The organism is Qipengyuania sp. CAU 1752 (assembly GCF_054482615.1).
In genome coordinates this window covers 286,485-312,857 of record NZ_JBTLRE010000001.1, presented here as the reverse complement: position 1 = coordinate 312,857, position 26,373 = coordinate 286,485, and the positions used below count along the sequence as shown (strand labels likewise).

Below are 26,373 nucleotides of genomic sequence, written 5' to 3'. Positions count from 1 at the left end.
CACTTCGCGGGTTCGGTTCATGCCCCTTCCCCTTTTGCGCGAGATGCCCCCGATGATCACCACTACCAATCCGGCCACCGGCGAAACGCTGGAAAGCTACGAACCGCTGTCCGACGCTGCGATCGAGACGCGGCTGGCCTGCGCGAGCGAGACCTATGCCGACTGGCGGATCAGTTCGCTTGGCGAGCGGTCGGCGCTGCTCGGTCGGCTGGGCGAGGTGTTTGAGACAAACCGCGATCGGCTGGCAAGGCAGGCGACGCTGGAAATGGGCAAGACGCTGGCCAGCGCATTGGCTGAAGTCGACAAATGCGTGAGCCTTCTGCGTTACATGGCAGGGGCAGGCCCGGGCATGCTCGAATCGCTACAATTCGACCTCGCCAAGGATGGCTCGGCAGTGGGGCGCTGGCTGCCGCAGGGGCCGGTATTGGCGGTAATGCCGTGGAATTACCCCTATTGGCAGGTTGCGCGTTTTCTTGCGCCGACCCTGATGGCGGGCAATGTGGGGTTGCTGAAACATGCCAGCCTGGTCCAGGGATCGGCCGCGCTGATCGAGCAAATGGTCAATGAGGCAGCTGGCTTCAAAGGCCTGTTCCAGAACCTGGCAATCACTTCGGACGCGGTCGCACCGATCATCGCCGACGACCGGGTGGTCGCGGTAACGCTGACGGGAAGTGAAAAAGCTGGGCAGGCAGTTGCCGAGACAGCCGGCAGGCACTTGAAAAAGGTGGTACTTGAACTGGGTGGGTCGGATCCATTCATTGTCATGCCTTCGGCCGACATCGACCGCGCGGTTGAACAGGCGGTGCAGGCCCGTATCCAGAATACCGGCCAGTCCTGCATCTGCGGCAAGCGTATGATCGTTCACGCCGATATCTATGACGAATTCGCTGAACGCTTCTTTGCCGCAATGCAGCAGGTCGTGGCTGGCGATCCGATGGATGAGGCGACGGATATGGGGCCGCTGTCGAGCCAGGAGCAGTTGGAGACAGTGCTCGACCAGGTCGAAACTGCGAAGAAGGAGGGCGCGACGCTCGAATTTGGCGGCGAGGCTTCCGACGGGCCCGGTGCCTATATCACCGCCGGGGTCCTGACCGGGGTTCCGCTCGACAGCGAAACGGCCGGGGCGGAAATCTTCGGACCCATTGCCCAGCTCTACCGGGCCAAGGATATTGACGACGCCATCCGCATCGCCAATGCCATCCCCTATGGCCTCGGATCATCGGTGTGGACACAGGACAAGCAGGAGGAGGAGCGCTTCATCCAGGATATTGAAGCCGGGATGACGGCCATCAACCAGTTCCTGTCATCGCATCCGCGCGCGCCGTTCGGCGGGATCAAGAAATCGGGCCACGGACGCGAATTGTCGCATCTCGGCCTGCATGAATTCATGAACTTGAAGACAGTCTTTCGCCCGGCCGAGCCGGTAACGGACAACACCTTCCAATAACCGCCCAAGCTAGCGCGCCGGGGTAGGCGCGGTACCTAGTGCACGAAGCGCGCCACGACGTCGCGATAGCTTCGGCTCACCTTCACTTCGGCCCCGCTGTCGAGCACCAGGAAGCATTCGCCGTTGGTGTGTGGCTTGACCTGCCGGACCTGATCGAGATTGACGATGGTGGAGCGGTGGACGCGCTGGAACTTGCGCGGGTCCAGCCGGCGTTCGAGATCCTTCATCGTCTCGCGCAGGATCAGTGAGTTGTCGCCGGTGTAGATGCACATATAGTCGCCGGCGGCCTCGATATGCTCGATCGAACCCGTCTCGACGCGGAAGATTTGCCCCCGGTCCTTGACGTTGATCAGCTTCTCGTATCGCTCGGTGCTCTCGTCCGCCCCCTCGGCCAGTTCTTCGGCTGCGTCCGGGGCAACTTCGTTGAGGACATTCTTGAGCTTGTCGGCCTCTTCGGCGCTCTTCTTCTCGGCAATCCGCTGGCGCACGCGTTCAATCGTGTCGGCCAGCTTGTCTTCGTCGACGGGCTTCATCAGGTAATTGACCGCATTGGCCTCGAAAGCGCGGATCGCGTGCTCTTCGAAGGCGGTGACGAAGACGATCAGCGGTGGTTCGATGTCCATCACGCCCTTGACCACGCTGAACCCGTCAAAGCCAGGCATCTGGATATCGAGGAAGACGAGGTCGGGCTTCTCGGTCTTGATCTTGCGGATCGCCTCGCGGCCATTCGAACAGGTGCCGATGATCTCGACATCGTCAAACGGTTCGAGCCGCAGTTGCAGGCCCTGGATAGCGAGTTTTTCATCGTCGACGAGCAGTGTGCGTATGGTCATTGGTCAGTTTCCGATTGCGCGTTGCGCAGCTAGTGATTCCACCTTGCGGGATGAAGAAGTGGGCACGTCGACACTCTTGTCGGTTAGCGCCGCAATCTTCTCTTCCTGCAAAGCGGTTTCGTGGGGGATCTCGATAATGACGGTGAAGCCGCCATCATCGGGAGCACGAATTTCAAACAGGTGTTCGTCTCCATAGGCCTGCTGCAGCCGGTCCCTGATATTGGCGAGGCCGACCCCGGTGGAGGTGTATTTCCCGGCCATGGCCAGCGGCAGACTGGCGCGAGTTTCTGGGCGTTGCAATCCCGGTCCGGTATCTGAAACGACGATCCGCAGCCGTGGTCCGACAAGCTGAGCCGACAGGCTGATGCGCGCGCCCTCCTCCTGCGGGGAGACAGCATACTTGATGGCATTCTCGACCAGCGGCTGGAGCAGCAGCGAGGGCAGTTCGGCCTCGGCAGCGTCGGGAGCAATATCGAATTCGGTCCGCAAACGTTCCTCGAAACGCATGCGTTCGATATCGAGATAGAGCTTGAGCGTCTCGACCTCCTGCGCAATCGTTACCTTGCCGCCCGGTTCGCTGATCAGCGTGTGGCGCAGGAATCCGGACAGGCGCGTCAGCATCGCATTGGCCGGCACGGTCTGCTTGAGCAGCACCAGCGTGCTGATCGAATTGAGCGTGTTGAACAGGAAATGCGGGTTGAGCTGATAACGCAGCATGGCCAATTGTGCGCTGGTTGCCTGCGCTTCGAGCCGCTCGAGCCGGTCGGCCTGTTCCTCCACCTGGAGGAAGAAGTTGATGGCGTAATAAAGCCCGGTCCATGCGCCCAGCAGCGAGAGGTCGAAGAAGAGGTAGAGCAGGACCAGCTGCGTCATGGTGGTGTCGCGGTCGGAGAAGTAGAGGCTGATCACCCATGCCTCGATCACGGCGTAGATACCGACCGCCACTGCCAGCACCGCTGCTGTCGCGCCCCAGGTTACCAGCGGCGGCCGGTTGATTAGCTTACGATAGACGACGGATAACAGGGTGCTGATCGCGAAACCGGTGATGCCGACGATCAACATGAGAATGACGTAACTGGCCGATTGTCCGTTCGAGATGCCCTGGATCGAGCGCAGCATGACGGCGCCGGTCCAGCCGGCGAACTGCAGGTTCCAAAATGCCCGGTTCTTGTTCGCAAAGAACGGGGTAGGTCGAAAGGGCAGGACAGCCATAGCCCCTAGATAGGGAATAATTTGCGCAACGTCAGATTTTTTGCCGCCAGCGCTGCAATACGCTAAATTGCCTCGCAAGAGGAGAAAGCCCGATGACTACGCCAAAGCACGAGCAGGCCGAGCAGGCGCACCATGCAGCCGAACGGGCGAAATTTCGTGAGATGAAAGAGGGCACGGCCGAAGACTGGGCGATTATCGGCGGAGAATATCGTGAATTCGCCACCGGGCTGGCCGATCGCGTCCTCGACCACCTCAAATTGCTCGATGGCGACTTCGGCGGCTTTCCGGTCGACCGACTCGAACACTCGCTGCAAACCGCGACCCGTGCTCATCGCGATGGCCGAGACGAACCCTATGTGGTCATGGCCCTGCTCCACGACATCGGCGATACCCTGGGCAGCTATAATCATCCCGAGGTTGCGGCTGCGATTCTCAAGCCCTTCGTTTCCGATGAATTGCATTGGATCTGCCAGAACCACGGCGCATTCCAGGGTTACTACTATTTCCACCACCTCGGCATGGACCGGAATATCCGCGACCGGTTCGAGGATCATCCCCACTACGCCGCTTGCGCCGAGTTCTGCGAGAAATACGATCAGGCCGCGTTCGATCCTGACTACAAGAGCGAGCCGCTGGAATTCTTCGAGCCGATGGTACGGCGGGTGTTCGCCCGGCCGCTCAATTCGATCTATGCGAATCTGAGCGAAGACGAGAACGTCGACGCCGCTGCCTAGTCGATCCCGGGCAAGGGCTCGCGCTGGAAATGCGTGCGCCAGTCCGCATGTCCGTTGGCAGATATTCGGACATTCACGAGCGGCACTTCGGCGGCGATGTGCTCGACCCGCTCGTCCCAGCCTTCATGCGTGCGCTTGCGAAATATACCGCCGCTGTGTTCGGGACCCCATATCTGCATGAACCGGACCGCGGCCTGCGGTTCGTATCCGGCATTGGCGAGCAGCCACGGAGCCAGCCGATCAGCCTCACGCTCGGTCAGGCGGACCCATTTCTGCTTACGTCCGTGAACGTCGAACCAGGCGCGGTGCGCGAGGATATTGTGCGCCAGTTCGTGCGCCATAACCCCGGCCAGCAATTCGTCAGGCCAGTCGTGCCCCGGGAATTCGTCGCCGATAACGACACGATGACCGTCGGCGACCGCGCGCTTTTTCAACGGGCCCACTTCGAACCGGCTGGAGCAGGCTGGCACCCCTTCCAGCGTGATCGAATCCTCTCCGGCCACGCGGAGGTCGATCCGGCCATCCTCAGCTAGCCGCTCGGCTATTGTACCGCGCACGGTTTCAAGCCGCTGCCAGCGCTTGTCCGGGTCAAGCGGCATGGATTCGAGGTTCAGCCCGGCGATGGAAGCGACGGTCATGTCGGGACCGAGCCCGGCGTGGTGCGCGGGAGAGCCTGGAACGACGGCCTGGATGCCAATATCGCCCGAAAGGCCAAGCGATGCACGCATCAATGTGCCAGAAGCATAAGCACCCAGATCGTGCAGTATAAGTCCCGTCGCCGGTGTCACTGCGTCACAGAACGCAGCATTGCCGGTGGTCAGCTCATAGCCGATCCGCGCGACCCGGGCATCCTTGGCCCGCAGTTCGGTGAAGCCAGCCGGCAATCCGTCAGCCGCTTGCGCGGTGACGGCAAGGCCCAGCATTGTAGCAAGGCCGATCAGACCACGGCCGAAACTCATGCGCCCGCTCGATCTCCACTTCCCGCATCGAGCGCATCGATAAGGGTTTTCGCCGGGACTGCGCCCTCGATGATCTGGTCACCAGCGATCCAGCTCGGCGTGCCGGTAAAGCCCAGCTCGCGAGCGATCTGCCCATTGCGCGACAATTCAACAGCGATGGCTGGCGAAGCAGCATCGCGCCGGACGCGTTCGACATCCAGGCCAGCCTTTTGCGCTGCCGCCAGCAGGCCAGCTTCGCTGGTGTCGCCCGTCTCGAACATGGCGGTATAGAATGGTTCGAACTTGCCCTGCTGCCCTGCTGCCAATGCCCAGGATGCCGCGCGCTGGCTGCCTTGGAAGATCGGCCATTCGCGGACCACCACTTTCAGTTCGGGATCCCGGGCAATCATCTTCGCGACTTCTGCTGCGCTGGCGCGGCAGTAGCCGCAATTGTAATCGGTGAACTTGACCAGCGTGCGCTTACCCTTCGGATTGCCCAGCACCGCGCCCGGGAAGGGCTGGCGCACCTCGCCCCCGGCTGCGGCCAGGCGTTCCTCGGCCTGCTGGCGCTCCCAAGCGCTGGCCATGCGTGGGAGAAGATCGGGATTGGCAAGCAGATAGCCTTCGATCTGTCCGCCCGCGAGGCCGGACACCATGTAGGTTGCGGCTCCCGCGAAGCCCGCCGCGAAGGCGAGCAGGATGGCGATTATCGTCTTGCGCATTTCTGGGTTCCCCGTTGGCGACCGGTTAGCGCCGGTCCTGCTCGCGTTCAAGCAAGGCCTGCGCCTGCATCCTGATGTCCTGAGCGCGCAACCAGTCTGGCGTGTTCTCGGGCAATCCAGCCTCGGCGATCTGGGCACTGCGCAGGGCCGAAAAATATTCGCGCCGCAGAACTTGCTGCTCGGCACTGGCGAGCCGCGCCCGCGGCATGTCGCCCTGCGCTGCATAGACCACGCCGAGCTGGTACCAGGCAAATGGCATCCAGCGGTCGCGCGCAACTGCTGCGCGCAGCACGGTCTTGGCTTCCTCGAAATTCGCCTGGTCTTCGGTGGCGATGAGTGCGTGACCGAAGATCGATGCGATCAGCGGGTGCGTGTTGGTCAACTGGGTCGCTTGGCGCAAAGCTGGAAGCGCTTCTTCCGGACGCCCCGATTCGAGCAAAACCTGGCCCTTCAATTCGAGGAAATAGGGGTTGTCCGGCTCCAATTCGAGCAGACCCTCGACCTCCTCCAGCGCCAAGTCGATTTGCGCGTCCTTGTGATAGGCATAGGCGCGGGCATACCGGGCCGGTACGTCCAGCCGCGTGCGAGGGTAGGCACGCAGGACGCGGGCAGGTTCTTCCAAATAGCCGTAAAGCTTGGCCTTGACCCGCTCGAAGCGCTGCTGAAGTCTTGCATCCGGAGTTTTCTGCCAGGCAGGATCAAGCTCATAGACTTCGCGCAGGCGGCTGATCCGGTCGCCCGAAAGCGGGTGCGTACGCGTGAACTCGGCTTCATCGCCCTGGCTGCGGCCATAACGGAATTCCTGATTGAGCAGCTTGCCGAAGAAGTCGAGCGAGCCGCGCCCGGTAATGCCGGCCTTGGACAGATACTCCGCGCCCGCCGCGTCGGCGGAGCTTTCCTGTGCCCGGTTGAAGGAAAGGAACTTGCCGAGTGCGGCGCGCTGTCCGGCCATGATTGCGGCCATTCCGGCATCGCCTGCTCCCGCCGCCACCGCGGCAGCCCCGAGCAGCAGCGAGAGCAGCGTGATATTGGTCGCCGCGCGATAGCTGTCGGCTGAGCGGATGACGTGCCCGCCGGTGATATGGCCCAGTTCGTGCGCGATCACGCCCTGCACCTCGTTGGCACTGTCGGCAGCGTTGATCAGGCCCGAATGGAGATAGACGACTTGGCCTCCGGCGACGAAGGCATTGATCGAGCCATCGTTGATCAGCACCATGTCGACATTGCCATCGTCGAGCCCGGCAGCCTCAACCAGCGGTGCGGCCATATCGTTCAGCAATGCCTCGGTTTCGGCATCGCGCAGCATCGATTGCGCGAGCAGCGGCTGAGCCGCAAAAGCGAACGCCGCGAAAAACGCGAGGCTGTGAACGAGGAAGCGCATTACCGCTTGCCTAGCGCGCCGGGGGCTGAATGTCCCATGAAGATTAGTGGTGGGCGGACCGGGCGAGGAAATCGTGGACTGCGGCCTTCACGGCCCCATCTCCGGCGAAAGGCCGCGACATCGACATGATGATCCCGGCATGGTTCATTCCGGCGAATTGGCGCAGATCGGCGGCTCCGCCGACGCGGGCCATGGCGCGCTCCAGTGCCACCGAATTGCGAGGACGCACCGTGGTATCGGCATCGCCGGTGAGCAGCAGCAGGGGCGGCGCGTCAGCCCGAACGAAATTGATCGGCTGGGTGGCCGCCAAGTCGCTGGCATCGCCGAAGGCGTTGCGCGTCCCCTCGCTGTCGAGCGGGAGGAAATCGTATGGGCCAGCGAGGCCGATCGCTCCGGCAATCGCGCCTTGCGGGACGCCGCTCTCGTCGAGCCATCGGCGGTCAAGCGCCAGCATCACGGCGTTGTAGGCACCTGCCGAATGACCCATCAGGAAAATGCGCGAAGGATCGCCGCCGTATTCGGCAATATGGTCGTGAACCCAGCGTGTCGCCGCGGCACCGTCTTCGAGCATCGCGGGATATTCGCCGCCAGGGACCAGCCGGTATCCTGCGCTGACCGCGACATAGCCCTGCTGGGCGAGATTGCGCGCCACGAAGGCGTAATCCTGCGCTCGCCCCATGCTCCAGCTGCCACCATGGATGAACAAAACGACTGGGCGGCTGGCCTGACTCTTGTCGGCCGGGCGCGCCACCACAAGGACCTGCTCTGCGGCCGAGCCGTATGGTATCGGATCGCTGGTCTGGACTACGCTCGCAGTGGCCAGCGCATCCACGCGATTGAGCAGCGTGACCGCTTGAGAACGGACGGCCCAGTGCCAGGAGAAAAAGCCGAGTACGGCAAGCGCTGCCAACGCCACCAGCGTCCATCCGATCCAGCCCATTGCTCGCCCTTTGCGTTCAGGAATGTCAGCCATCGTCGGTCGCCGCCTGCGTAGCCTCGACGACGCTGGCGGCGTCGCTGTCATGGCCCAGTCCAGCGCTTTCGAGAAACGCTTCCTCGATCGCGAAGCTGTCACCTAGCCACAAGGTTACGCCGCGGTCTTCTATCAGTGCCTTGGCCGAGAGTTCTTCGGCGGTGAGATCGGCCCCGACACGGCGAATGAAGATCGCCGCGATCCGGTTGCCAAACTGCTTGGCAATTTCGGCAAAGGCGACGAGATCGCCCTGCGAATCGTCGCCAATCAACACAAACCGCAAGGATGGATGGTGTTCGAGAATCCCGCAAATAGCATCGAGCTTGTGCTGCCCATGGCCGCCCGACCCGAAAGTTGTGCGGTTGAGGCCCCAGTCACGCAGATGGATTGGGCCCAGCGGCAGGCCGCGCGTCCGCTTGAAAGCCACGAGATAGGAAAATAGGTTCCAGGGCGAGGACGAGACATAGAAGAACGGCCGCTTGCTCGCGGGCAGGCGGTCACCGGGCGTGGCCAATTCTTCCGGCGCGTCCCAACCGCCGCCGATTGCCCTATAGAACATGTCGGCTCCCGGCACGGCAATCCGTTCTTCGGGCATCTGTTGCAGGACCCTGCGCCAATTGCGCATCAGGCTGCGCACGCCTCCGGTTATGCCAGTTTCGATAATGGTGTCGTCAATGTCCGAAATGACGCCGATCCCGGCCTCGCTGCCGGGTACGAGGACGTGGCCGGGGACCTCCTGTTCGCCATGGATGTTCCGCCAGCGCAGACGGACGGTTTCCCACACTGTTCGCTCTGGCAAGTGCCAGCCTTCGCTCAGCGGAATGTCGAAGTGGACGAAGCCTTCCTTGCCGGTCACTGCGCTATGCCGCTCTGGCGCAGAATCGGGCCGGGCAATCTCCAATGCGACTTCGAGGTCCTTTACTTCGTGGCTGAGGAATTGCGCGAGCATGGTGTGCGTGGCGCGCAGCCGACCGCTGGTTTCGAACTGCGGACTGGCCGACCGCAAAGCGCGCGCCGATAGGACCAGCCTATTGTCGCTGCGATGGCCGAAATAGGGTTGGATGCGAACCGGTGCGCGCGGAAAAAAAGGCATACCCAACGCTAGCGGCGATGGGCGTGCATTCAAAGTTGTGAATGCACGTCCCTGCGCTGGGCACGTCCCTTGACGGGCAATTACCTTAGTCGACGAGCTTGCGCGCGACCTTCTCGACCAGCGGGATATCGTCGCCCACTTCGCCGATCATGGCGATGTCGCCATTCTCCATGCGCCGGATCATCACCACTGCGAATTCGGGTCCGTCGCTGGCCAAGGTTTCGAACCCGTGGGTGTCGAGCTGGCGCAGTTTCTTGGCCAGGGCGGGGCGCACTGCATCGACTGGGTCGACCTGCTTGCCTTCCTCTTCACGACGAATCCTGCGTTCGGCCTGCACCACGCCCTTGAGGCCACCCTCGCTCGCGGTGAGGAACTGGCTCAGCGCGCCGCGGGCAAGGCCGAGGCGATGCGCATGCGAAAGGACTGCGGCATATTCGGTCAGGCGCGTCTTGTCGTAATCGGCGCCAAAGACCAGCTTGACCACCGGGGTCATCGGCGCGCGATTCTGCGCGGTCAGGCCATTTTCGGCAATCAGCTCTTCGAAATCTTCAGGTGCTTCCTGCGCGGCGAGGCTGACATCATAGGCCCGGCCAACCGCATCGTAGAGAGCAGTGCGGCTGCGTTCTTCCTTCGATTGCGCCACCTGTGCCAGTTCGCGCGCTTCAGCGAGAGTATCATGCAGCCCGCCGGAGTGCTCGGACGCACCGTGCGTCTCCACCGGAGCATCGCCCGCGTCGAATGATGGGATATGGTTGCTGGGCGTGACAGTTTCGTCCGTCAGTGCTTCGGGCTGGGCATCGTCTTCGAGCGGAGCCGACCAGTCATCGGCATCTTCGTCGGTGAGGTCGCTGCCCATCAGGCGAGACAGATCTCCGACGGGCGGGTCCTCTACGTCGAAGCCTTCACCTTCGGCATCGGCACCGTCCGCGTCAGCGACTTCCTCGTCATGGCCGTCCTCACCTATGCCGTCGATCATCGGCTCCAGAGCACTGGCGAGTGACAGGTCGAGCGGCTTCTTGGTCGGCTTGTTGCGCAGGCCCATCAAGCCGGAGACAGGCTGATCGGCTTCTTCGTCGTCCTCGACATCGCCGGTGGGAGCGAGCGAAGCAAAAGCGGAGTGATCGATGGTGTCTTCCTCGTCGGCATCGCCGATATCGGGAAGTGCAAACTGCGAAAGGTCAACCTCGTCCTCGTCCGCACCATCTTCCATGTCGTCTTGCTCGATCGCCCAGTCGTCATCTCCGGAGAGGTCGGCATCGGCGGATTCATCGGCAACGGCATAGCCCGGTTCGGGGACGTCTTCCTGCAACACCGGCTCCGCATCGGGTCCAGCGACCTCTTCGCCCTCAACCGAGGCCGGCCCATCGGCCCAGTCGGTGATCGGGTCGGCGGAATGGTTGGCGATTTCCACCTCGTCTACCGAATCGTCGAGCGCCTGATCGACTTCAAGCAGCAATTCGTCGGTGGTGATCTGGTCGGCAACTTCCTTCCAGTTGATCACGCCATAGATGAAATCGATGGTGTCATCGTCGCTGGAGAATGGCAGCAGGATACCGCGATAGAGCGTCGTGGCGCCATTCTGATTGACGAATTCCGCTTCGAAACCGATCGGCGCCTGGTTGGCGAGGATCTGCATATAGTGGTCGGTAATGCGGCTCAGCAAAGATCGACTGGGCACGTCGTCGAGGGCACGGATCGGTCCCTCGGAACCGCATTCGATGGCCAGTTCGGCCCCCAAATACTGGATTGCCGGATTCTCAACACCACTGGTAAAATCGAGCAGCACGCTGTGCGGCCCGAAATCGGGCAGGGCTTCGAAATCAAGGTCCTCGATGGCGGGGAAATTGCGATCCTGCAGCAGGCTCGCCCAGTGATTGTAGGCGCGCACCTGCATCCGGCGCTCGTCCTGTCCGACCGGGCTCGGCGGCGCTTCGCGGCCGATATCGTCCTCGCCGAAATCGTCATCGCGGGTGTCGTCGTCAAACGATCCGAATTGTCCGCGTAGCGTATCCATGACCAGTTTTTGCCCCTTACTTGGCGTTCAGGGCCGTTTTGACTGGTCGTAGTAAATATCCCGTTAAGTGAAACTGGATGGTGCCATCGTGGCGGTCCCGCACCGAGCGACAGCGCGGCGATCAGCGAAACAGGTAACGCATCCTGATCCGCTCATGGACCTTCTCGCTGGCGACAAGAAAAGCCGCGTCTTCGAAGCGGGGCGGACCCATGCGCACCTTGGCGTCGCGCGAGAAGCCAAAGCCTTCCTTGGGTATCATCAGCGTCTTGTCGGCCTTCCCATTGGTGTTCTCGTCATGCAGCAGCGAGATCGCATACGTGCCTTCGCTGACCCCCTTGAACGAGAAACTGACCGTCTTCGAAGCAGGAATGGCGAGCTTGCGGGCCGCCGGATCCTTGCTGCAATCGGGGAATCCCTTGGGGCTGGCAGTCAGGCAGGCGAGCACCTGCCCATCAGCCGAACGAAGGTCGGTAACCGACACCCGCACATCGCGGAGCGGAGGCGAGAAATTTCCCAGCAGCCCTGCACCCAGGAGAGACACTGATACGGCTCTTAACGCCGAAATGCTTCGGCCAGTCCGCCATCTGTTTTGCATATGCGATCCCAAAACCTGAAATAGAGCCCGTAATTGCAGCTATACCGCTCGTGATGAAGCTGGTGGTGGCTGGCCGTAATGAGCCATTGGCCAATACTCGAATGGACCAGCCATCGCGGAAACATTTCCCAACCCATGTGGTTGGTCACGCCCATCACCGTCATGATCAGCAGGACCACGCCCAGCATAGCGACATGGATCGGAATGACAAAGACAAGCGCCGGGATGACCACTGCGCCGGTGATAGCCTCGAGCGGGTGGAAGCTCATCGCCGCCCATGCCGTGGGTGGGCGGCTGGCATGGTGGACAGCATGGGCGAGGCGAAATTCGCGCGGTCGGTGCATCCAGCGATGCGTCCAGTAAAACCAGGTGTCGTGGACCAGCAGATAGAGCAATACCGACAGTGGCATGTACCATAGCGGCAGCGCGGACCAGTCGGAATAGATGCGCGTCCAGCCCTGTGTGTTCCACCCCCAGGCAACGATCCCTGCCGGCACGCCATAAATCGCCGCCGATGCCAGCGACCAGCGGATTTCCCTACGCATCTGCAAGGCCAGGCCATCATAGAACCCCGGCCGGACACGGCGAGTGAGCCAAGCAAACAGACCGCTGGTGACCAGGTAGCGAACAGCGACGATCGCAGTCATGGCGATGGCGGAATAGGCAATGGCGGGCCACATGATACTTGCGCTTATGCCCTGCCGCAGGACTACTTAACAGAGGAATGGTGATGGTGGAGGCCAGGCCCTTGCCTTGATTACTCCAGCCCGCCCCAGGCTCCGCAGGCCTCGTCGCCAGCGACCGCCATTCTGCGCATGGCCGCCCTGGCGAGCCGCTCGATCTCGACCTTGCGCCGGGCCGCGGCGAGCGGATGAGACGGGGCTGGGCGGACGATTTCACCATCGTATCCATCGGCCACGATGATGCCGCAACAATCGGGCTGATACCCGTCGCTTTCAAGCGGTGCGCGGTCGATATGAGGGGCCACCCCCCAATAGAATCGATCGCAATGCTCGAGATAGTCAGGCCACTTGCCATCGCCAAGCAGATCGGCCCGGGCCACCTTGATCTCGACGATCACCACCTTGCCCTTGGCATCGACGCCCATCAGGTCAGCCCGCCGACCATTCCGCAAGGGCATTTCCGGCAAACACCAGATATCGTTGCGGGCGAACAGGCGCATGATCCCGCGCGCAACGGCGGCGGCATCTGCCGGGGCAGGAGTGGGGCCTCGAGCGATTTCGAATGTGCTTGCCATCTGCCCAGTTGGAACAGATGGCGAACGAAAGTCAAGCGCTGCGACGCGGTCCCATGGATCCGCTTTCGGGAACCAGCGCAAGAACTGCGGTTCGCGCATGGAGATATTCGCGCCATAGTGTGAGTGCCGCAATCGATGCGTCTTGCCCGCGGGCGTTGACCGCCAGCAAGGCGGTCAGGCCTGGCCGCATTATCGCCGCAAGGTCGCCGACGAGATCGCCCGCCAGCTCGAAGCGCCAACCGCCGACATCCTTAATCAGGGCCGGAAAGTTGCGCACCTGTGGAGTTGGCCTCTCAACAGTGATGCCGGCAAGCTCGGCGACTGCCGCTGCGGCATCATGCAGCGCGGTCCATTGTACGCTTAGCGATTGCTCGGGAGTGCGCGCACTGGGACTGAGGGTCGCGGAGAAAGGCTGTTGATGGGCGTTCATGACTACGCGGCATAGCCTGCCACCGCTTGCCAAATCGCTAACGCGACCAGCTGTCCTCGCCATAGCCGAGCCGGGCGGCCAGGGGGCCGGTCATTTCCCTGACGATTGCGGCGTCTTCCCGAGAAAGGCGACCGCGCCATTTCTCTGCCGCCATGCGCGGATCGCGCTTGGTATAGGAGCCGCTGCCCTGGTCGATTTCGGCCGAACCGAACTTGTCCTCCATGAACCGTCGTAGCGCCGGTGTCCGCGAGCCGCCGACAAATGTCAGCAAGCGCTTGGCGGTATCCTCGCGGGAATCGATGAAGTCTTCCTGCCGCACGCTGGCGGTGCGCGAATTGGCCAGCAGGTGCCGTTCGGCAAAGCCGTTGACCACCCGCCACAACAGTGCTGCCTGCTTGCAAGCCGGTTGCCTTTCGCGGGCGAACGCCAGAACCTGCTCGGCGTCGTCATCCATCATGTCGAGCAGGGCCGGCTGGCTGGCGAGATCCTCGAACGGAAAACCCTCTGTCTTGCGTATGAAACTTTCTGCAAACGCCCCTGGATGGCGCAGGCACCACACCACCTTCAGCCCTGCCTGTTCCTGTAAATTATGCGCGCTAAAAGCGAGGAAGGGGTCCTTGAAGATGGCCGGTCGCCGGGACACCACGCTTGGCAGCCGCCGCTGGAGATAACGCAGCGCTTGCCCCAGTTCCTGTCTCGTGCGGGCTCTTGCCAGGCGGCGGGCTGTCTCGGGCAGGACCGGGCCGCGCCGGAGCAGGCGCGCCAGTGCGTCGTGCAATTCGTCATAGCGGCTGGCGTCGTAATACTCATACCAGCGCGGTGGCTTGAGCGAATCATAGCTCAAGGTGGGTTGGGGATTGAGTGGCTCGTGCAGCAGGTGGAATTCGGGGGCCGTCTGGAGCAGCGCGCCGACCAGTGTGGTGGTCGAATAATGTGTGCCCGTGACGATGACGGAACGCGCCAGCATCGGGTCGGGTCTGTGCGAAGCTTCCATCGCCGCGCCGTTAGCCACGCGCCCACGCGCTTTGCAAGCCGCAGGCCGCGCTTTTATCATTGGCAAGGCTTAAATCGCTCTGCTAGGTGCCCCGCTCGCCTCGCGCGACCGGCACCCGTAGCTCAGCTGGATAGAGCGCTGCCCTCCGAAGGCAGAGGTCACAGGTTCGAATCCTGTCGGGTGCGCCAGTTTTCCTCAGCACTGACCGGCGCGCACATCACCATTAGCGCACCTGCCGTCCCTCGATTAGGCTCTCGACAACGCTCGGGTCGGCAAGGGTCGAGGTGTCGCCGAGTGCGCTGAATTCGTTCTCGGCGATCTTGCGCAGGATGCGGCGCATGATCTTGCCGCTGCGGGTTTTGGGCAGGGCCGGGGTGAAGTGTAATTGGTCGGGCGTTGCGATCGGGCCAATTTCCTTGCGTACCCATTGCCGCAATTCGGCGGCGAGTTCGTCGGAAGGTTCCTGCCCCTCCATCAATGTGACGTAGCAATAGATGCCCTGCCCCTTGATATCGTGCGGGTAGCCGACAACAGCAGCCTCGGAAACGTGCGGGTGTAGCACCAGCGCGCTTTCGACTTCGGCGGTGCCCATGCGGTGGCCCGAGACATTGATCACATCGTCGACCCGGCCGGTGATCCAGTAGTAGCCGTCATCATCGCGGCGACAGCCATCACCGGTGAAATACTTGCCCGGATAGGTGCTGAAATAGGTCTGCACGAAGCGGTCATGGTCGCCGTAGACGGACCGCGCCTGGCCGGGCCAGCTATGGGTAATGGCGAGATTTCCCTCGGCCGCACCCTCCAGGACCGCGCCGTCATTATCGACCAGTTGCGGGCGCACGCCGAAAAAGGGCAGGCCGGCGCTGCCAGGCTTCATGTCGTGCGCGCCGGGCAGCGTCGTGATCATGCAGCCGCCGGTCTCGGTCTGCCACCAGGTGTCGATGATCGGGACGCGGCCCTTGCCGACGGTTTCATGGTACCAGCGCCAGGCTTCAGGATTGATCGGCTCTCCAACGCTGCCGAGCAGGCGAAGCGAGGACAGGTCGTGCTTTTTTACATGCCGATCGCCCTCGCGCATCAGCGCGCGGATCGCGGTCGGCGCGGTGTAGAAGATGTTGACCTTGTGCTTGTCGCAGACCTCCCAGAAGCGGTCGTAGTCGGGAAAATTGGGCACGCCTTCGAACATCAGCGCGGTAGCCCCGTTCTGCAGCGGACCATAGACGATATAGCTGTGCCCGGTGACCCAGCCGATGTCGGCGGTGCACCAGTAAACCTCGCCCTCGCGATAATCGAAGACATAGCGGAAGGTGGTCTCGGTCCACACAGCATAGCCACCGGTGGTGTGGAGAACGCCCTTGGGCTTGCCGGTCGAACCCGAGGTGTAGAGGATGAAGAGAGGATCTTCGGCCTGCATTGGTTCGCAGGCACATTCGTCCGAAACGCCTTGCGAGAACTCGTGATACCAGTGGTCGCGCCCGTCGCGCATGGCAACATCGCCGCCGGTGTGGCGGACCACCAGCACACCCTTTACCGCGACTTTCTCTAGCGCGGCATCGACATTGGCCTTAAGCGGGATGGCCTTGCCGCCCCGCAGGCCTTCGTCGGCGGTGACGATCCAGTCGCTCTGGCAATCCTCGACCCGGCCGGCGATGGCATCAGGTGAAAAACCGCCGAAGATAACCGAATGCACCGCGCCGATCCGCGCGCAGGCAAGCATTGCCACCGCGCCTTCGGGGATCATCGGCATGTAGATGGTGACCCGGTCGCCTTTGACCACGCCCAATTTTGCGAGCGTATTGGCCATCAGGATCACTTCGCCCTGCAACTCGGCATAGGTCAAAGTGCGGACGTCGCCTGCCGGATCGTCGGGCTCGAAAATGATGGCGATGCGATCTCCACGACCGGCCTCGACATGGCGGTCGACCGCGTTGTGGCAGATGTTGAGCCTACCGTCCTCGAACCAGCGAATGTCGACCGGGTCGAAGCTCCAATTGGCTATTCGGGCAGGCTGCTCGATCCAGTCGAGCCGCTGCGCCTGCTCAGCCCAGAAGGCATCGCTGTCATCGATGCTGCGCGCGTATAGCGCGTCATACTGGGCGGTCGTGCAATGCGTGCCGTCCATGGCGCTTTGTGGCCGCGGAACCAGTTCATCATGGTGGATCACGTCGGTCATTTCGCGCAGGTCCTTCTTTCGACTTCGAGATATCAATGCGGCCAGTCCACGCTACAATCAGGGCGGCAACCCGGCCAGATCAGTTAACCCCGCGTTCCCTGCCTTCCCAATGTGGCGCGCGCAGTTCACGGCGCAGGATTTTGCCCGACGGGTTGCGCGGCAGAGCCTCGACGAATTCGACAGTCTTGGGGCATTTGAATCCGGCAATCCGCTCGCGCGCATGGGCGATAATGGAGTCTGGATCGGGCGAGGTGCCGGGCTTGGCGACGACCACCGCCTTGACGGCCTCGCCCCATTTATCGTCGGGCACGCCGATCACCGCGACATCGGCGACATCCTGGTGTCCGAACAGTGCGCTTTCGACCTCGGCCGGGTAGATGTTCTCGCCGCCCGAGATGATCATGTCCTTGATTCGGTCCTGGATGTAGAGATAGCCCTCCTCGTCGAGGATTCCGGCATCCCCTGTGCGAAGCCAGCCATCACCGATCAAGGTTTTGGCGGTTTCCTCCGGCCGGTTCCAATAACCAAGCATGACGGTCGGCCCCTTGATCGCGACTTCGCCTATCTGGCCGGCGGGCAGCGGCTCCAGATTCTCGTCGAGGATGCGGATTTCGTTGCCTGGCAGGGCCTTGCCGGCGCTGCGCATTACCCTTTCGCGTCCCGGGCGATGATCGTCGGGCGGCAAGGTCGAGACCGTGCCATAGGTCTCGGTCATGCCGTATAGCTGTGCGAATTCGCATTTCAGCCGTTCGACACCTTCCTTGAGCAGGTCGAGCGGGATCGGGCTCGCGCCATAGGTCAGTCCCTTGATTGAGCTGAAATCGGCCCCTTCGGCATCGGGATGCGAAAGCAGGATGCGGATCGCGGCGGGCACCAGGAAAATCCATTCGACGCGGTGTTCGCGAATATCACTGATGGCCAATGCGGGGTCGAACTCGGCGTGGATGATCAATTGCTGCCCCGAAAGCATGGCTCCGCAGGCCGAACCGACCCCGGCGATGTGTCCATAAGGCATGGCCAGGATCAACGAACTGCCGGGCTCGGCACAGTACCAATAGATATCGTTTTCTTGCAGGATTGGCCGCATCGAGGTGCCGTTGGCATGGCTCAGCACTACGCCTTTCGGCATTCCTGTCGTGCCGGAGGTGTAGAGCTGCAGGAACGGGTCCTTTGCGTTGACCTCTGTGGCTATGGACGAGTCCGGCTGGGCATCGCGCCATATCTCGAATTCGCGTTCCATGACGATCTTCTCGCCTTCGAACGGCACGCTCTCGAACCCTTCCTCGACGAACAACAGGTCTGCGCCGGCATCATTGGTGATGAATGCGACCTCGGCGGGCGCCAGTCGCCAGATAATCGGCACATTGACGAACCCGCCCCGTGCACAGGCGAGCGTTAGCTCGACTGCGAGATCGCTGTTCTTGCCCAGATAGGCGATGCGGTCACCCTTCTTGCAACCCTTGGCTGCAAGGCCATTGGCGATCTTCGTCACGTGCCGATCCATGGTGGCGTAGTCAGTGACGCGGGTCCCGAACCGCAGCGCCGCCTGCTGCGGCTGGTTCGTGGCATGATCGGCCAGTGCCTCGCCAAAGGTTGAATATACAGGCTGCGTGATCATGGCTGGGTGCTCTCCCTCGGCAGCCGAATCGGTTGCCCTTTGCGACCAATGTGCGCGGGCAGCGCTTTGCAGTCAAAGCCGCAGATTATTGGCGCATTACGCCCAATTTGCACTGGCCCGTGCGGGTAATTCGCGCCATGCAGGTGAAGTCATGACTGCCCATGCGCCCGTCAAGCTGTCTGATATGCCCGGCCTGCCGGTCACCGGCGTGCTGTATAACCCGCGCAGTCATCGCAATCGCGACTCCGCCATTGTCGAACCGGATTACCCGGTCATTCGGGTCGAGCAACCGCGCCGGCGGCGCGATCTCAAGGATGCGATGCAGCGTTTCGTCGATAGCGGGGTGGAATTGCTTGTCATCAATGGCGGCGACGGGACCGTCCGCGATGCGCTGACCGGTGGCGCGATGGTATTCGGCGACAAGTGGCCTGATATCGCCGTGCTCCCACGCGGCAAGACCAACGCGCTGACAATCGATCTGGAAATGCCCAAGAACTGGTCGCTCGAAGAAGCCATCATCGCACATCGCGACGGACGCCGCGTGCAGCGGAGACCGATGGTGCTCGAGCCGATGGATGGCAAGGAACTGACGCGGCTTGGCTTCATCTTGGGCGCAGGCGTATTCCTCGCCGCGATCGAGAGCGGGCAGGACGCCCACAAGGTCGGTGCCTTTGACAGCCTCGCGGTCGCCATGACCACGGTCTGGGGCGTGACCCAGGCGCTGTTCGGGGGCGACCAAAATCCGTGGCGGCGCGGGGTGGAGGCGCGTATCCTCCTCGGCGAGCCGATGGCCGAGCTGGAGCGCAGCCGCTACGGCGATCCGCGCTGGCGGGCGATGATCTTCCTGTCGTCGCTGTCGCGCTTTCCGGCCGGGCTCAAACCCTTTGGCGATGCCGAAGGCCCCTTGCGGATCGCCGTGATTGATCATTTGCGGCGGCGGATTGTCGCACAGATGCCATGGGTTCTGCGGGGTAATCACTCGGAACGGCTGGTGGAGGCCGGACTGCATCGCCGCTCGGCCGACCGGATCGAGCTCGACCTTGGCGACAGGTTTATTCTCGACGGCGAAGTTTTCGCCCCCGGCCGCTATTGCGTGACGCCGGGCCCGTTGCTGAACTTCGTCGTGCCATGACCGGGGCGCTTGCCGCACGCGTATCTGCGCAGTTGCAGCAGGAAGTGAGGCCCGAAGTAGCGCGTTTTGCCGAGGCGCTGGCACAAGATGCAGGAGCGATGTCAGCGCTTTTCTACGGCTCCAACTTGCGCACGGGTTCACTCGAAGGCGTTCTCGATTTCTACCTCTTGTTGCCGGGGCGGCAGGTCGATCGGATCTGGCCGAGGGTAAGCTACCACGAGCGCGAGGAAGATGGCGTGGTGCTCCGCGCCAAGGTCGCCGCGATGAGCCTCGAACAATTCGACAAGGCCTGTCGGGGCAAGAGCCGAGATACAACGATCTGGGCGCGGTTCGTGCAGCCGAGCGCGCTGGCGTGGCTGGCAGGCGAACCACTGATTGACCCGGTGATCGACGCGATCAGCTCGGCTGTGCAGACCGCGGCCAGGCTGGCCGTGGCGCTGGGACCGGAGTGCGGCACCGAGCGAGAATATTGGCGAGCCTTGTTCGCCGCCACATACGAGGCCGAATTCCGGGTCGAGAAGGCTGGTCGCGAGGACTCGATTCTGGACACCCATGCGGTGCATTTCGACGGGCTGCTGCCGATCGCGCTCAAGGCGCAGGAAATTGCCTTCACTCTGGAGGAAGGCCTTATCACGCCGCGCATGGACGCAGGCCACCGCCGGGCAATATTGCTCTGGTGGCGCAGGCGACGCCGGCTCGGTAAACCCTTGAACCTGCTGCGGCTGGTCAAGGCCACCACCACTTTCGAGGGCGCTGCACTCTACGCCGCGTGGAAGGTCGAAAGGCATACCGGGGTGCCGATCGAGGTAACCCCGTTCAGGGAGAAACATCCGCTCCTGGCAGCCCCGGGTGCGCTGATCGAAGTCATGCGGGCGAGGAAGACCGCGCGGTCCAGCGCGCCGACCAATCAGAAATAGCGCATTTCAACGCTGATCGGCACGACACCGGGACCGACATCGAAGCGGGTCTTGGTGTAGCTCGGCTTGCCGAGGTTGAAGATGTTGATCGAGGGGTTGTTGGACATGGCCCCGCCATCGGCGCGCAGGTCGGTCTTGCCATTGCCGTTCATGTCGTGCCGCACGGCGATGGCGTAGGTCCCGGTTTCAGGCACGGGCATGCAAAAGGTCATCGTGCCTGCACGCGCCGGAGCCTCCATGCGATATATCCAGCGGCCCGTTTCGAGCCAGTCGGCCTTGGTGCCGCGATAGGACTGGACACGCACGACCCCGGATGAGGACTTGACGCCGGTCACCGTGACTCTCACCGCAGGACCTGCCCCCGCGCTGCACTTGGACATGTCGTTGCTGATTTTCTGGCGATATTGCGCCTGGGCAGGCGCGGCGATCCCGGCAACTGCCAGCATCGCAGCCGTCGCGCCAACGGCGATCCCCTTGATTGATGTCATTTGTCCATCCCGGCTCGCTTGCGCGCCCGGTCCCTATTGTTGCGTTTTCGCAGATCCAACCGCGATTTGCCGGTTTTCTAGCCGGATTCGCGTGAATTGCCCCTGAACCTGCCCGGCAGTTCACCTGCAGGATCAGGAGGCGCTCACCAACTCATCGCCGGCGATACGCCCGTCGACAAGTGTGATTCGGCGTGGCGCGCTGTCAGTGAGGGCGCCGCGATGGCCGATAATCAGGATGGTCCTACGCCCCGCAAGGCCGGCGATTGCAGATGCGACGGCTTGGTCCGACGCGCGGTCGAGTGCGCTGGTCGCTTCGTCAAGGATCAGCAGGGCCGGATCGCGCAACAGCGCCCGGGCCAGGACGATGCGCTGACGCTCGCCACCGGACAATTGCCGTCCGCCTTCGCCGACCTGGCAATCGAGCCCACCGGGAAGGTCGGAGACGAAACCGGCGGCCGCCATATCCAGCACTTCCTGCAAACGCTGATCGCTCGCACCGGGTGTTGCCCACAGCAGGTTGTCCCGGATGCTACCGTGGAACAGGATCGGTTGCTGGTCGACATAGGCAACGTTTCGCCGCCAGGCATGACGCTGCGCAGGATCGAGTGGCTGGCCGTCGATGAGAAGCGTCCCGCCGTCAGGTGCAGCAAGTCCGCCAATGACATCAGCCAAGGTGCTCTTGCCTGCGCCCGAGGGGCCAACCAACGCAACTGTCTCTCCCGCTGCCAGCTCCAGCGAAATGTCCTCCAGCGTCGCAATTCCCTCCCGATGCGCGAGCGAGATGTTCCTGAGCTCGAGGGAACTAACCATGCGTGGTGCTTCTGTCACGGTGTCGGGCAGGCGTTCGGCAGCACCTTCGGCCTCGCGGATCAGGCGATCGGCGGCGACCACGGCGGGCGCGGCGTGGATATAGACCTGCCAGCAACCCAGAAGCGTTCCGAGCTGCGGAAGCGCGCGGGCGAACAAGGCCACCAGCGGCAGGATGACGATTGCCGCCACCTGCCACTGCGCGATAGCGAGCCAGACCAGCACTGCTGCGACAACAGCCGCTCCGGTCTGCAGCAGGGCCTGGGCGCGCAGCGTATCGGCGATGAACCGCAACCGCACATCGCGCAGGATTTCGAATTCGCCGACGACCCGGCGCTCGGCCGAGGCCTCGGCTCCGAAGCTCTTGATCACGCGCAATGCGTCGAGATTTTCATCGAGCAGGCCATGGACCTGCCGATATTGCATGCCCAATGCCTCCCCCAGCGATCGCGCCCGGCGCCGCAGCCCGCCATAGAGCAGGATGACGATGCTGCCGATCATCACGCCGGTCACCGCCACCAGCGGCGAAATGGCCAGCGCGGCGAGGCCGACGGCCAGCAGCCCTATCGCGATGCGAACCATCGTGGCGAGCTGATCGATGGCAATCGCGGCCCGGTCGATTTCGGAAATGAGCAAGGCCCGGTTCTCGCTCTGCCGCATCCGCGACAAGGTCCGCCAGTCGGCCGCCAGCAGGGATCGGAACGCCCGAGCGCGCATGGTGTCGACAATGGCGATCGCCTGCCGCTCCGAAACGATGACCCGTACGTAATCGAGTCCGGCCCGAACCGTGACCAGCAGGGCAAATCCTGCCAGCAGGAGGCCAAGGTCTGGCGCCCAACCTTCCAGTTCGAACCAGCGCATCACCGGGCTCGCGAACCCGCCGGGGTCGGTGTCTTCCACCATCACCGCCAGAAGCGGGACCAGCAGGACGAAACCGATCCCCTCGGTCAGCGATCCCAGAGCGGCCAGACCGACGATAGCCCCCACTTGCCTGCGGTCGGCAATCGACAGCAGGATCGAGAGCGGGCTGCGCGTCATTCGAGCGCCCCGTCGCCAGGCCCGGCCATCACCGCCGCCGGCTTCTCGATCCCCTCACAGGTCATTGCGCCCTTCCACCAGTCCGACATACTTCGCCGCCAGGAAACTCTGCACGAAGCACTGCAGATAGGGCATGAGCTCGAAGTTGTCGTCGCTCGCCGTTTCGGGAAATTCGTCGATCATGCGGCGCATCTTCGCGGTATCGAGCAGTTTGGACAATCGCGGATGGTTCTCGATGGCCGCAGTATAGTCACGCAATTCCTGCAAGCGCGGCGCCAGCCGCTCATGCCAGTCGGCACCGTGATTTCCATTGCGGATCTCGAGCCGCTGTTCCTCGGGCATACGCCCCTTTGCCAGTTGCCGCGCCAGATAGCGATGTTCGCCGTCGCGGATGAACATGTGCGTGGGCAGGGCCATGCAATATTCAACCAGAGGACGGTAGGCAGTGACGTCGCGCAGCCGCAAACCATATTGCAATTCGAGCGCTAGGAAGACCTCGCTCAGTTCGCGATCCTCCCACTCTAGATCGCGGCGGGCCGCGTCTTTCCTGTTGCGCGGAAAGGCAAAGCCTTCCCAGACCGGGGTCGAGCCGCGCTGGCGGGAGCGACTTCGATACTGCGCCTGCGCTTCCTTGGTCAGCAGCGAATTCCAGTGCAGCGCATTGCTGCGCTCGGGATGGATCATCGATTGCAGTTTGTGGCGGATCGGCCGCGGTAGATGGGGCAGCATTCCCAGCGCGAGAACCTTTCGCCAGAGCGGCCGGGGATCGTCCTCGCGCCCGGCAATATTCCGGATCATCCGGATCCAGCGGCCTCGTGCGAAATCTTCTGCATAGGCCCATTCGCCATCGGCGCTGAACGACTGGTTGCCGAGGTCGGCCGTGAACAGCCAGTCGCATCCAAGCTTGCGCGCGTGGTCCCACACGCCGTGATAGGGACCGTAATTGGCCAGTCCTGGCACAAACACGCCGGCGATCGCTGCAACCTCCCGAAACCGGAAATCGAAGCCGCCCGGCGATGGATCAACCCGATGCGCCTCGAGCTGCGGCTTGCCGGCAGCGAAGCGTTCGACGATCGGCCACTCGTCGGACATCATGCCCGGGATCTCGACGCGATGGGGATTGTCGAGCGGGACGAATGTCAGTCCGTGCAGTTTCTCACCAGGTGGAAGGTGCGGGATCAGGGCATCGGCCACCATCGGGGAATCGAGACCACCCGATAGCGCGAGAGCAGGCTTGCGCGCTGCTCGCATGGCAGCGCGGCTTGCCTCGTCGAGCAATCTGGCAACTTGCGCGACATGGTCCTCGTCACTCGCCTGCGGAACGGTGGGAAGCGGACGGTTGCGATACCAGCGCTCGAGCGAAACACCTCCGGCTTCGAGCAAGGCATAACTGCCCATGGGGAGGCGCTCGACCCCCTGATAGTTCGGTACCGAGCGATCATCCCGGATGTCCATCGCCAGCTGGTCCGTGAGACCATCCCAGTCGATAGCGCGCTCCAGCCCCATGCTGAAAAGCGCCGATGGGAGGCTGCCGACAAGCCAGGATTGGCCGGTCCGTGCGTAGCTGAGCGGCGCGGCGTAGAGGGGCGACCGGGCGATGCGAATGCGCCCCTGGGCCAGCAGCGTGATCGCCGCGTAATGTCCGATGATGTGTTCGTCGGCCTGGTGGCCCCACTGCGCAAGCGCGGCATCGTAGATCGAGGCGGGATCAGTCGAGTCGAGCGAAAGCCGTTCTGCCAGCTCCGCAGCATTGTCGATCCAGCCATCAAGGGCAGTGGTCTGGGAGGTGGAGACCCGCTCGCTCGAACATGCGACGTGCCAGGCGGCATTGCCTACATGGGTCGGGGTCTGGCCGTGGCTCTTCAGCCAGGCGTCCATGGCGTCCCTGCGAAACTTGCTCCGCTCTGCGCCAAGCTGGAAAGCAGCGAGCATGTCGGTCTTCCCGTGTCACCAATCCAAGCCGGCCCGAACTGACGTCTGGTGCCGGACCTTATTGACGGATGCGCTAGGTGCGACCGGCAGATATTTCAAACAGGGATTGTGGTTACGCCTGCTAAAAGGGGCACCCGGAGCAAAAAATTGCCAGGTGGCCTCGTCAGCGAGATTTAAAGCTGGCGGGCATGGATTCCCGCATATGATTCATCGATCGGGGCAGACCTCGACCCGGCAGCGGATCGACCGCTGCCGAATGCCGAAGTTACGATTTCGTGTTTACTGCCTGCGCTCTCGGGGTCGGTTTGCCCGCAACGTCCCGCAGGTCGCCAAGGCGAACCAGCCTGGGCTTGGTCCAATTGCGGCTTTCATTGTTCATTTTATCAGTCACCTAATAGGCCCTTTGTAATGCTTCACGCCGCACTTAACCCAAACTTCGTTGCGTTACAACTAATTGGAAACGAGGCATTGCGAACAAACCCGATGCTAGCCCCCTGATAGGTTCCAGATCCTATGCCTGGGCCACGAATCCGACCGATGCGATGTCGGCCAGAAACGTATCAAGATCGGCTGCCAGCACCCCTGCGGGTGCATCGAACTCGCCTTGCAGCGCCGCCAGGATTGCATCGCGATCTCGCTCGCCGTCGATCAGACGCCAGATCGCCAGGCCTGTTTCTTTCAGTGAGAAGAAATGACCTTCTTCAAGGCTGACGATGACGACTTCATCGTCCACCTGGGTTTCAATGAAGGCCGCGTTGATTTTCGAGATTTTCGCCATGGCGCCGCGTTTATCTCGGTCCGAAAGATTTGCAAAGCACGCTCGTTCCGGCGGCACGGCGCGGTTGTGGTGTGGAAAAGGCGCGGCCGCGGCTGTTTGCTGGCTGGCTGCCGCGCTACAGCGCAGGCACGCATATTGTGATGGATCGGCCCCTGAACGCACAAGATATGGTTACACCGCTCATCTCCCCTTCGATTCTCTCGGCCGATTTTTCGCGCCTTGGCGAAGAGGTTCGCGCTATCGACGAGGCGGGGGCCGACTGGATCCATGTCGACGTGATGGACGGGCATTTTGTCCCCAACATTACCATCGGTCCGGCGGTGGTGAAGGCGCTGCGGCCGCATACCGACAAGCCCTTCGACGTCCATCTCATGATCTCGCCTATTGATCCCTATCTCGAAGCCTTCGCCGAGGCTGGGGCGGACATCATTACCGTGCACCCCGAGGCCGGACCGCATATCCACCGCACGTTGCAGGCCATTCGCGCGCTCGGCAAGAAAGCGGGCGTCGTGCTCAATCCGGGCACTCCGGTCGAAGTGCTCGACTATCTGATCGACCTGGCTGACCTGGTGCTGGTGATGAGTGTCAATCCAGGGTTCGGCGGACAAAGTTTCATCGACAGCCAGCTTGGCAAGATCGAGGCCATCCGCAAGCGGATTGATGCCAGTGGGCGCGACATCCACCTCGAGGTAGATGGCGGCGTCAACCCCGAGACCGCACGGCAATGTGTGAACGCTGGCGCCGATGTGCTGGTCGCCGGTTCGGCCACTTTCAAAGGCGGTTCGGGCCAATATGCCCCCAACATCCGGGCGCTGAAGGGAATAGCGGCGTGAGCGAAGCAGACGCCCGGACGATTAGGTCCGATG

The 26,373-nt window shown here is 62.5% G+C and carries 23 protein-coding genes, 1 tRNA gene and 1 pseudogene; 6 read left to right on the top strand and 19 right to left on the bottom strand.

Annotated elements, in window-relative coordinates; genetic code table 11:
- The first annotated feature begins 52 nt into the window (after positions 1 to 52).
- Entirely contained in the window at positions 53 to 1,447 is a 1,395-nt protein-coding gene (locus ACXYL9_RS01430) for an NAD-dependent succinate-semialdehyde dehydrogenase (protein WP_459039833.1), read from the top strand.
- Between the two features lie 35 nt (positions 1,448 to 1,482).
- Here ACXYL9_RS01430 and ACXYL9_RS01425 read toward each other — a convergent pair whose 3' ends face one another.
- Both ACXYL9_RS01425 and ACXYL9_RS01420 read right to left on the bottom strand, forming a co-directional pair.
- Positions 1,483 to 2,280 carry a LytR/AlgR family response regulator transcription factor gene (locus tag ACXYL9_RS01425; protein ID WP_459037806.1) on the bottom strand — a complete coding sequence of 266 codons (798 nt, stop codon included), beginning with the start codon at positions 2,278 to 2,280 and terminating at the stop codon, positions 1,483 to 1,485.
- Positions 2,281 to 2,283: 3 nt separating this feature from the next.
- On the bottom strand, positions 2,284 to 3,492 hold the full coding sequence (locus tag ACXYL9_RS01420; protein WP_459037805.1) for a sensor histidine kinase: 1,209 nt from the start codon (positions 3,490 to 3,492) through the stop codon (positions 2,284 to 2,286).
- A gap of 92 nt (positions 3,493 to 3,584) precedes the next feature.
- On the opposite strand from ACXYL9_RS01420, the gene ACXYL9_RS01415 reads away from it, so the two are divergent.
- Entirely contained in the window at positions 3,585 to 4,226 is a 642-nt protein-coding gene (locus ACXYL9_RS01415) for an HD domain-containing protein (RefSeq protein WP_459037804.1), read from the top strand.
- Here the strand turns inward: ACXYL9_RS01415 and ACXYL9_RS01410 are convergent.
- The 11 genes and pseudogenes from ACXYL9_RS01410 to ACXYL9_RS01360 all read right to left on the bottom strand — a co-directional run bounded on the left by ACXYL9_RS01410 (position 4,223) and on the right by ACXYL9_RS01360 (position 14,624).
- Positions 4,223 to 5,185, bottom strand: a complete 963-nt coding sequence (locus tag ACXYL9_RS01410) for a M48 family metalloprotease (RefSeq protein ID WP_459037803.1) — start codon at positions 5,183 to 5,185, stop codon at positions 4,223 to 4,225. The two genes, ACXYL9_RS01415 and ACXYL9_RS01410, sit on opposite strands and share 4 nt — an antisense overlap.
- A complete protein-coding gene (locus tag ACXYL9_RS01405; RefSeq protein ID WP_459037802.1) occupies positions 5,182 to 5,886 on the bottom strand; it encodes a DsbA family protein in 705 nt (234 codons plus the stop codon). The genes ACXYL9_RS01410 and ACXYL9_RS01405 overlap by 4 nt, the downstream gene beginning before the upstream one ends.
- 25 nt (positions 5,887 to 5,911) lie before the next feature.
- Positions 5,912 to 7,267: a M48 family metalloprotease gene (locus tag ACXYL9_RS01400; protein ID WP_459037801.1), complete on the bottom strand. Its 1,356-nt coding sequence runs from the start codon at positions 7,265 to 7,267 to the stop codon at positions 5,912 to 5,914.
- A 43-nt stretch (positions 7,268 to 7,310) separates the two neighbouring features.
- On the bottom strand, positions 7,311 to 8,240 hold the full coding sequence (locus ACXYL9_RS01395; RefSeq protein WP_459037800.1) for an alpha/beta hydrolase: 930 nt from the start codon (positions 8,238 to 8,240) through the stop codon (positions 7,311 to 7,313).
- The gene (locus ACXYL9_RS01390; RefSeq protein WP_459037799.1) at positions 8,233 to 9,333 is read right to left on the bottom strand and encodes a phosphatase domain-containing protein; all 1,101 of its coding nucleotides are present in this window, start codon (positions 9,331 to 9,333) and stop codon (positions 8,233 to 8,235) included. Before ACXYL9_RS01390 ends, ACXYL9_RS01395 begins: the two co-directional genes overlap by 8 nt.
- 1,255 nt (positions 9,334 to 10,588) lie before the next feature.
- Positions 10,589 to 11,347: pseudogene (locus tag ACXYL9_RS01385) on the bottom strand (PAS domain-containing protein); the annotation flags it as partial.
- A 121-nt stretch (positions 11,348 to 11,468) separates the two neighbouring features.
- A complete protein-coding gene (locus ACXYL9_RS01380; RefSeq protein WP_459037798.1) occupies positions 11,469 to 11,888 on the bottom strand; it encodes a DUF2141 domain-containing protein in 420 nt (139 codons plus the stop codon).
- Positions 11,889 to 11,899: 11 nt separating this feature from the next.
- Positions 11,900 to 12,589, bottom strand: coding sequence for a sterol desaturase family protein (locus ACXYL9_RS01375; RefSeq protein ID WP_459037797.1), 690 nt, complete (start codon positions 12,587 to 12,589; stop codon positions 11,900 to 11,902).
- Positions 12,590 to 12,699: 110 nt separating this feature from the next.
- Complete coding sequence (locus tag ACXYL9_RS01370) at positions 12,700 to 13,200, bottom strand: MmcB family DNA repair protein (protein ID WP_459037796.1); 501 nt, start codon at positions 13,198 to 13,200, stop codon at positions 12,700 to 12,702.
- Positions 13,201 to 13,231: 31 nt separating this feature from the next.
- Positions 13,232 to 13,630, bottom strand: coding sequence for a hypothetical protein (locus ACXYL9_RS01365; protein ID WP_459037795.1), 399 nt, complete (start codon positions 13,628 to 13,630; stop codon positions 13,232 to 13,234).
- Positions 13,631 to 13,667: 37 nt separating this feature from the next.
- Positions 13,668 to 14,624, bottom strand: coding sequence for a hypothetical protein (locus tag ACXYL9_RS01360; RefSeq protein ID WP_459037794.1), 957 nt, complete (start codon positions 14,622 to 14,624; stop codon positions 13,668 to 13,670).
- A gap of 111 nt (positions 14,625 to 14,735) precedes the next feature.
- Here ACXYL9_RS01360 and ACXYL9_RS01355 point away from each other — a divergent pair.
- A tRNA-Arg gene (locus ACXYL9_RS01355) sits at positions 14,736 to 14,812 on the top strand.
- Positions 14,813 to 14,847: 35 nt separating this feature from the next.
- Here the strand turns inward: ACXYL9_RS01355 and acs are convergent.
- Both acs and ACXYL9_RS01345 read right to left on the bottom strand, forming a co-directional pair.
- Positions 14,848 to 16,797: an acetate--CoA ligase gene (acs, locus tag ACXYL9_RS01350; RefSeq protein WP_459037793.1), complete on the bottom strand. Its 1,950-nt coding sequence runs from the start codon at positions 16,795 to 16,797 to the stop codon at positions 14,848 to 14,850.
- 79 nt (positions 16,798 to 16,876) lie between these two features.
- Positions 16,877 to 18,415, bottom strand: a complete 1,539-nt coding sequence (locus tag ACXYL9_RS01345) for a fatty acid--CoA ligase (protein ID WP_459037792.1) — start codon at positions 18,413 to 18,415, stop codon at positions 16,877 to 16,879.
- A 151-nt stretch (positions 18,416 to 18,566) separates the two neighbouring features.
- Between ACXYL9_RS01345 and ACXYL9_RS01340 the strand changes: the two genes are divergently transcribed.
- Both ACXYL9_RS01340 and ACXYL9_RS01335 read left to right on the top strand, forming a co-directional pair.
- A complete protein-coding gene (locus ACXYL9_RS01340) occupies positions 18,567 to 19,547 on the top strand; it encodes a diacylglycerol/lipid kinase family protein (protein WP_459037791.1) in 981 nt (326 codons plus the stop codon).
- On the top strand, positions 19,544 to 20,464 hold the full coding sequence (locus ACXYL9_RS01335; protein ID WP_459037790.1) for a hypothetical protein: 921 nt from the start codon (positions 19,544 to 19,546) through the stop codon (positions 20,462 to 20,464). Before ACXYL9_RS01340 ends, ACXYL9_RS01335 begins: the two co-directional genes overlap by 4 nt.
- On the opposite strand, the gene ACXYL9_RS01330 is transcribed toward ACXYL9_RS01335, so the two are convergent.
- From ACXYL9_RS01330 to ACXYL9_RS01315, 4 genes are all read right to left on the bottom strand, one after another.
- Positions 20,455 to 20,952 (bottom strand): DUF2141 domain-containing protein, encoded by a 498-nt coding sequence (locus tag ACXYL9_RS01330; protein ID WP_459037789.1) that lies wholly within the window; start codon positions 20,950 to 20,952, stop codon positions 20,455 to 20,457. The genes ACXYL9_RS01335 and ACXYL9_RS01330 overlap by 10 nt on opposite strands.
- Positions 20,953 to 21,084: 132 nt before the next feature.
- Positions 21,085 to 22,797, bottom strand: a complete 1,713-nt coding sequence (locus ACXYL9_RS01325; protein WP_459037788.1) for an ABC transporter ATP-binding protein — start codon at positions 22,795 to 22,797, stop codon at positions 21,085 to 21,087.
- Positions 22,798 to 22,851: 54 nt separating this feature from the next.
- Positions 22,852 to 24,729: an asparagine synthase-related protein gene (locus ACXYL9_RS01320; protein WP_459037787.1), complete on the bottom strand. Its 1,878-nt coding sequence runs from the start codon at positions 24,727 to 24,729 to the stop codon at positions 22,852 to 22,854.
- Between the two features lie 511 nt (positions 24,730 to 25,240).
- Positions 25,241 to 25,507, bottom strand: a complete 267-nt coding sequence (locus ACXYL9_RS01315; RefSeq protein WP_459037786.1) for a PqqD family protein — start codon at positions 25,505 to 25,507, stop codon at positions 25,241 to 25,243.
- A 167-nt stretch (positions 25,508 to 25,674) separates the two neighbouring features.
- On the opposite strand from ACXYL9_RS01315, the gene rpe reads away from it, so the two are divergent.
- Positions 25,675 to 26,340 (top strand): ribulose-phosphate 3-epimerase, encoded by a 666-nt coding sequence (gene rpe, locus ACXYL9_RS01310; RefSeq protein WP_459037785.1) that lies wholly within the window; start codon positions 25,675 to 25,677, stop codon positions 26,338 to 26,340.
- Positions 26,341 to 26,373: the final 33 nt, after the last annotated feature.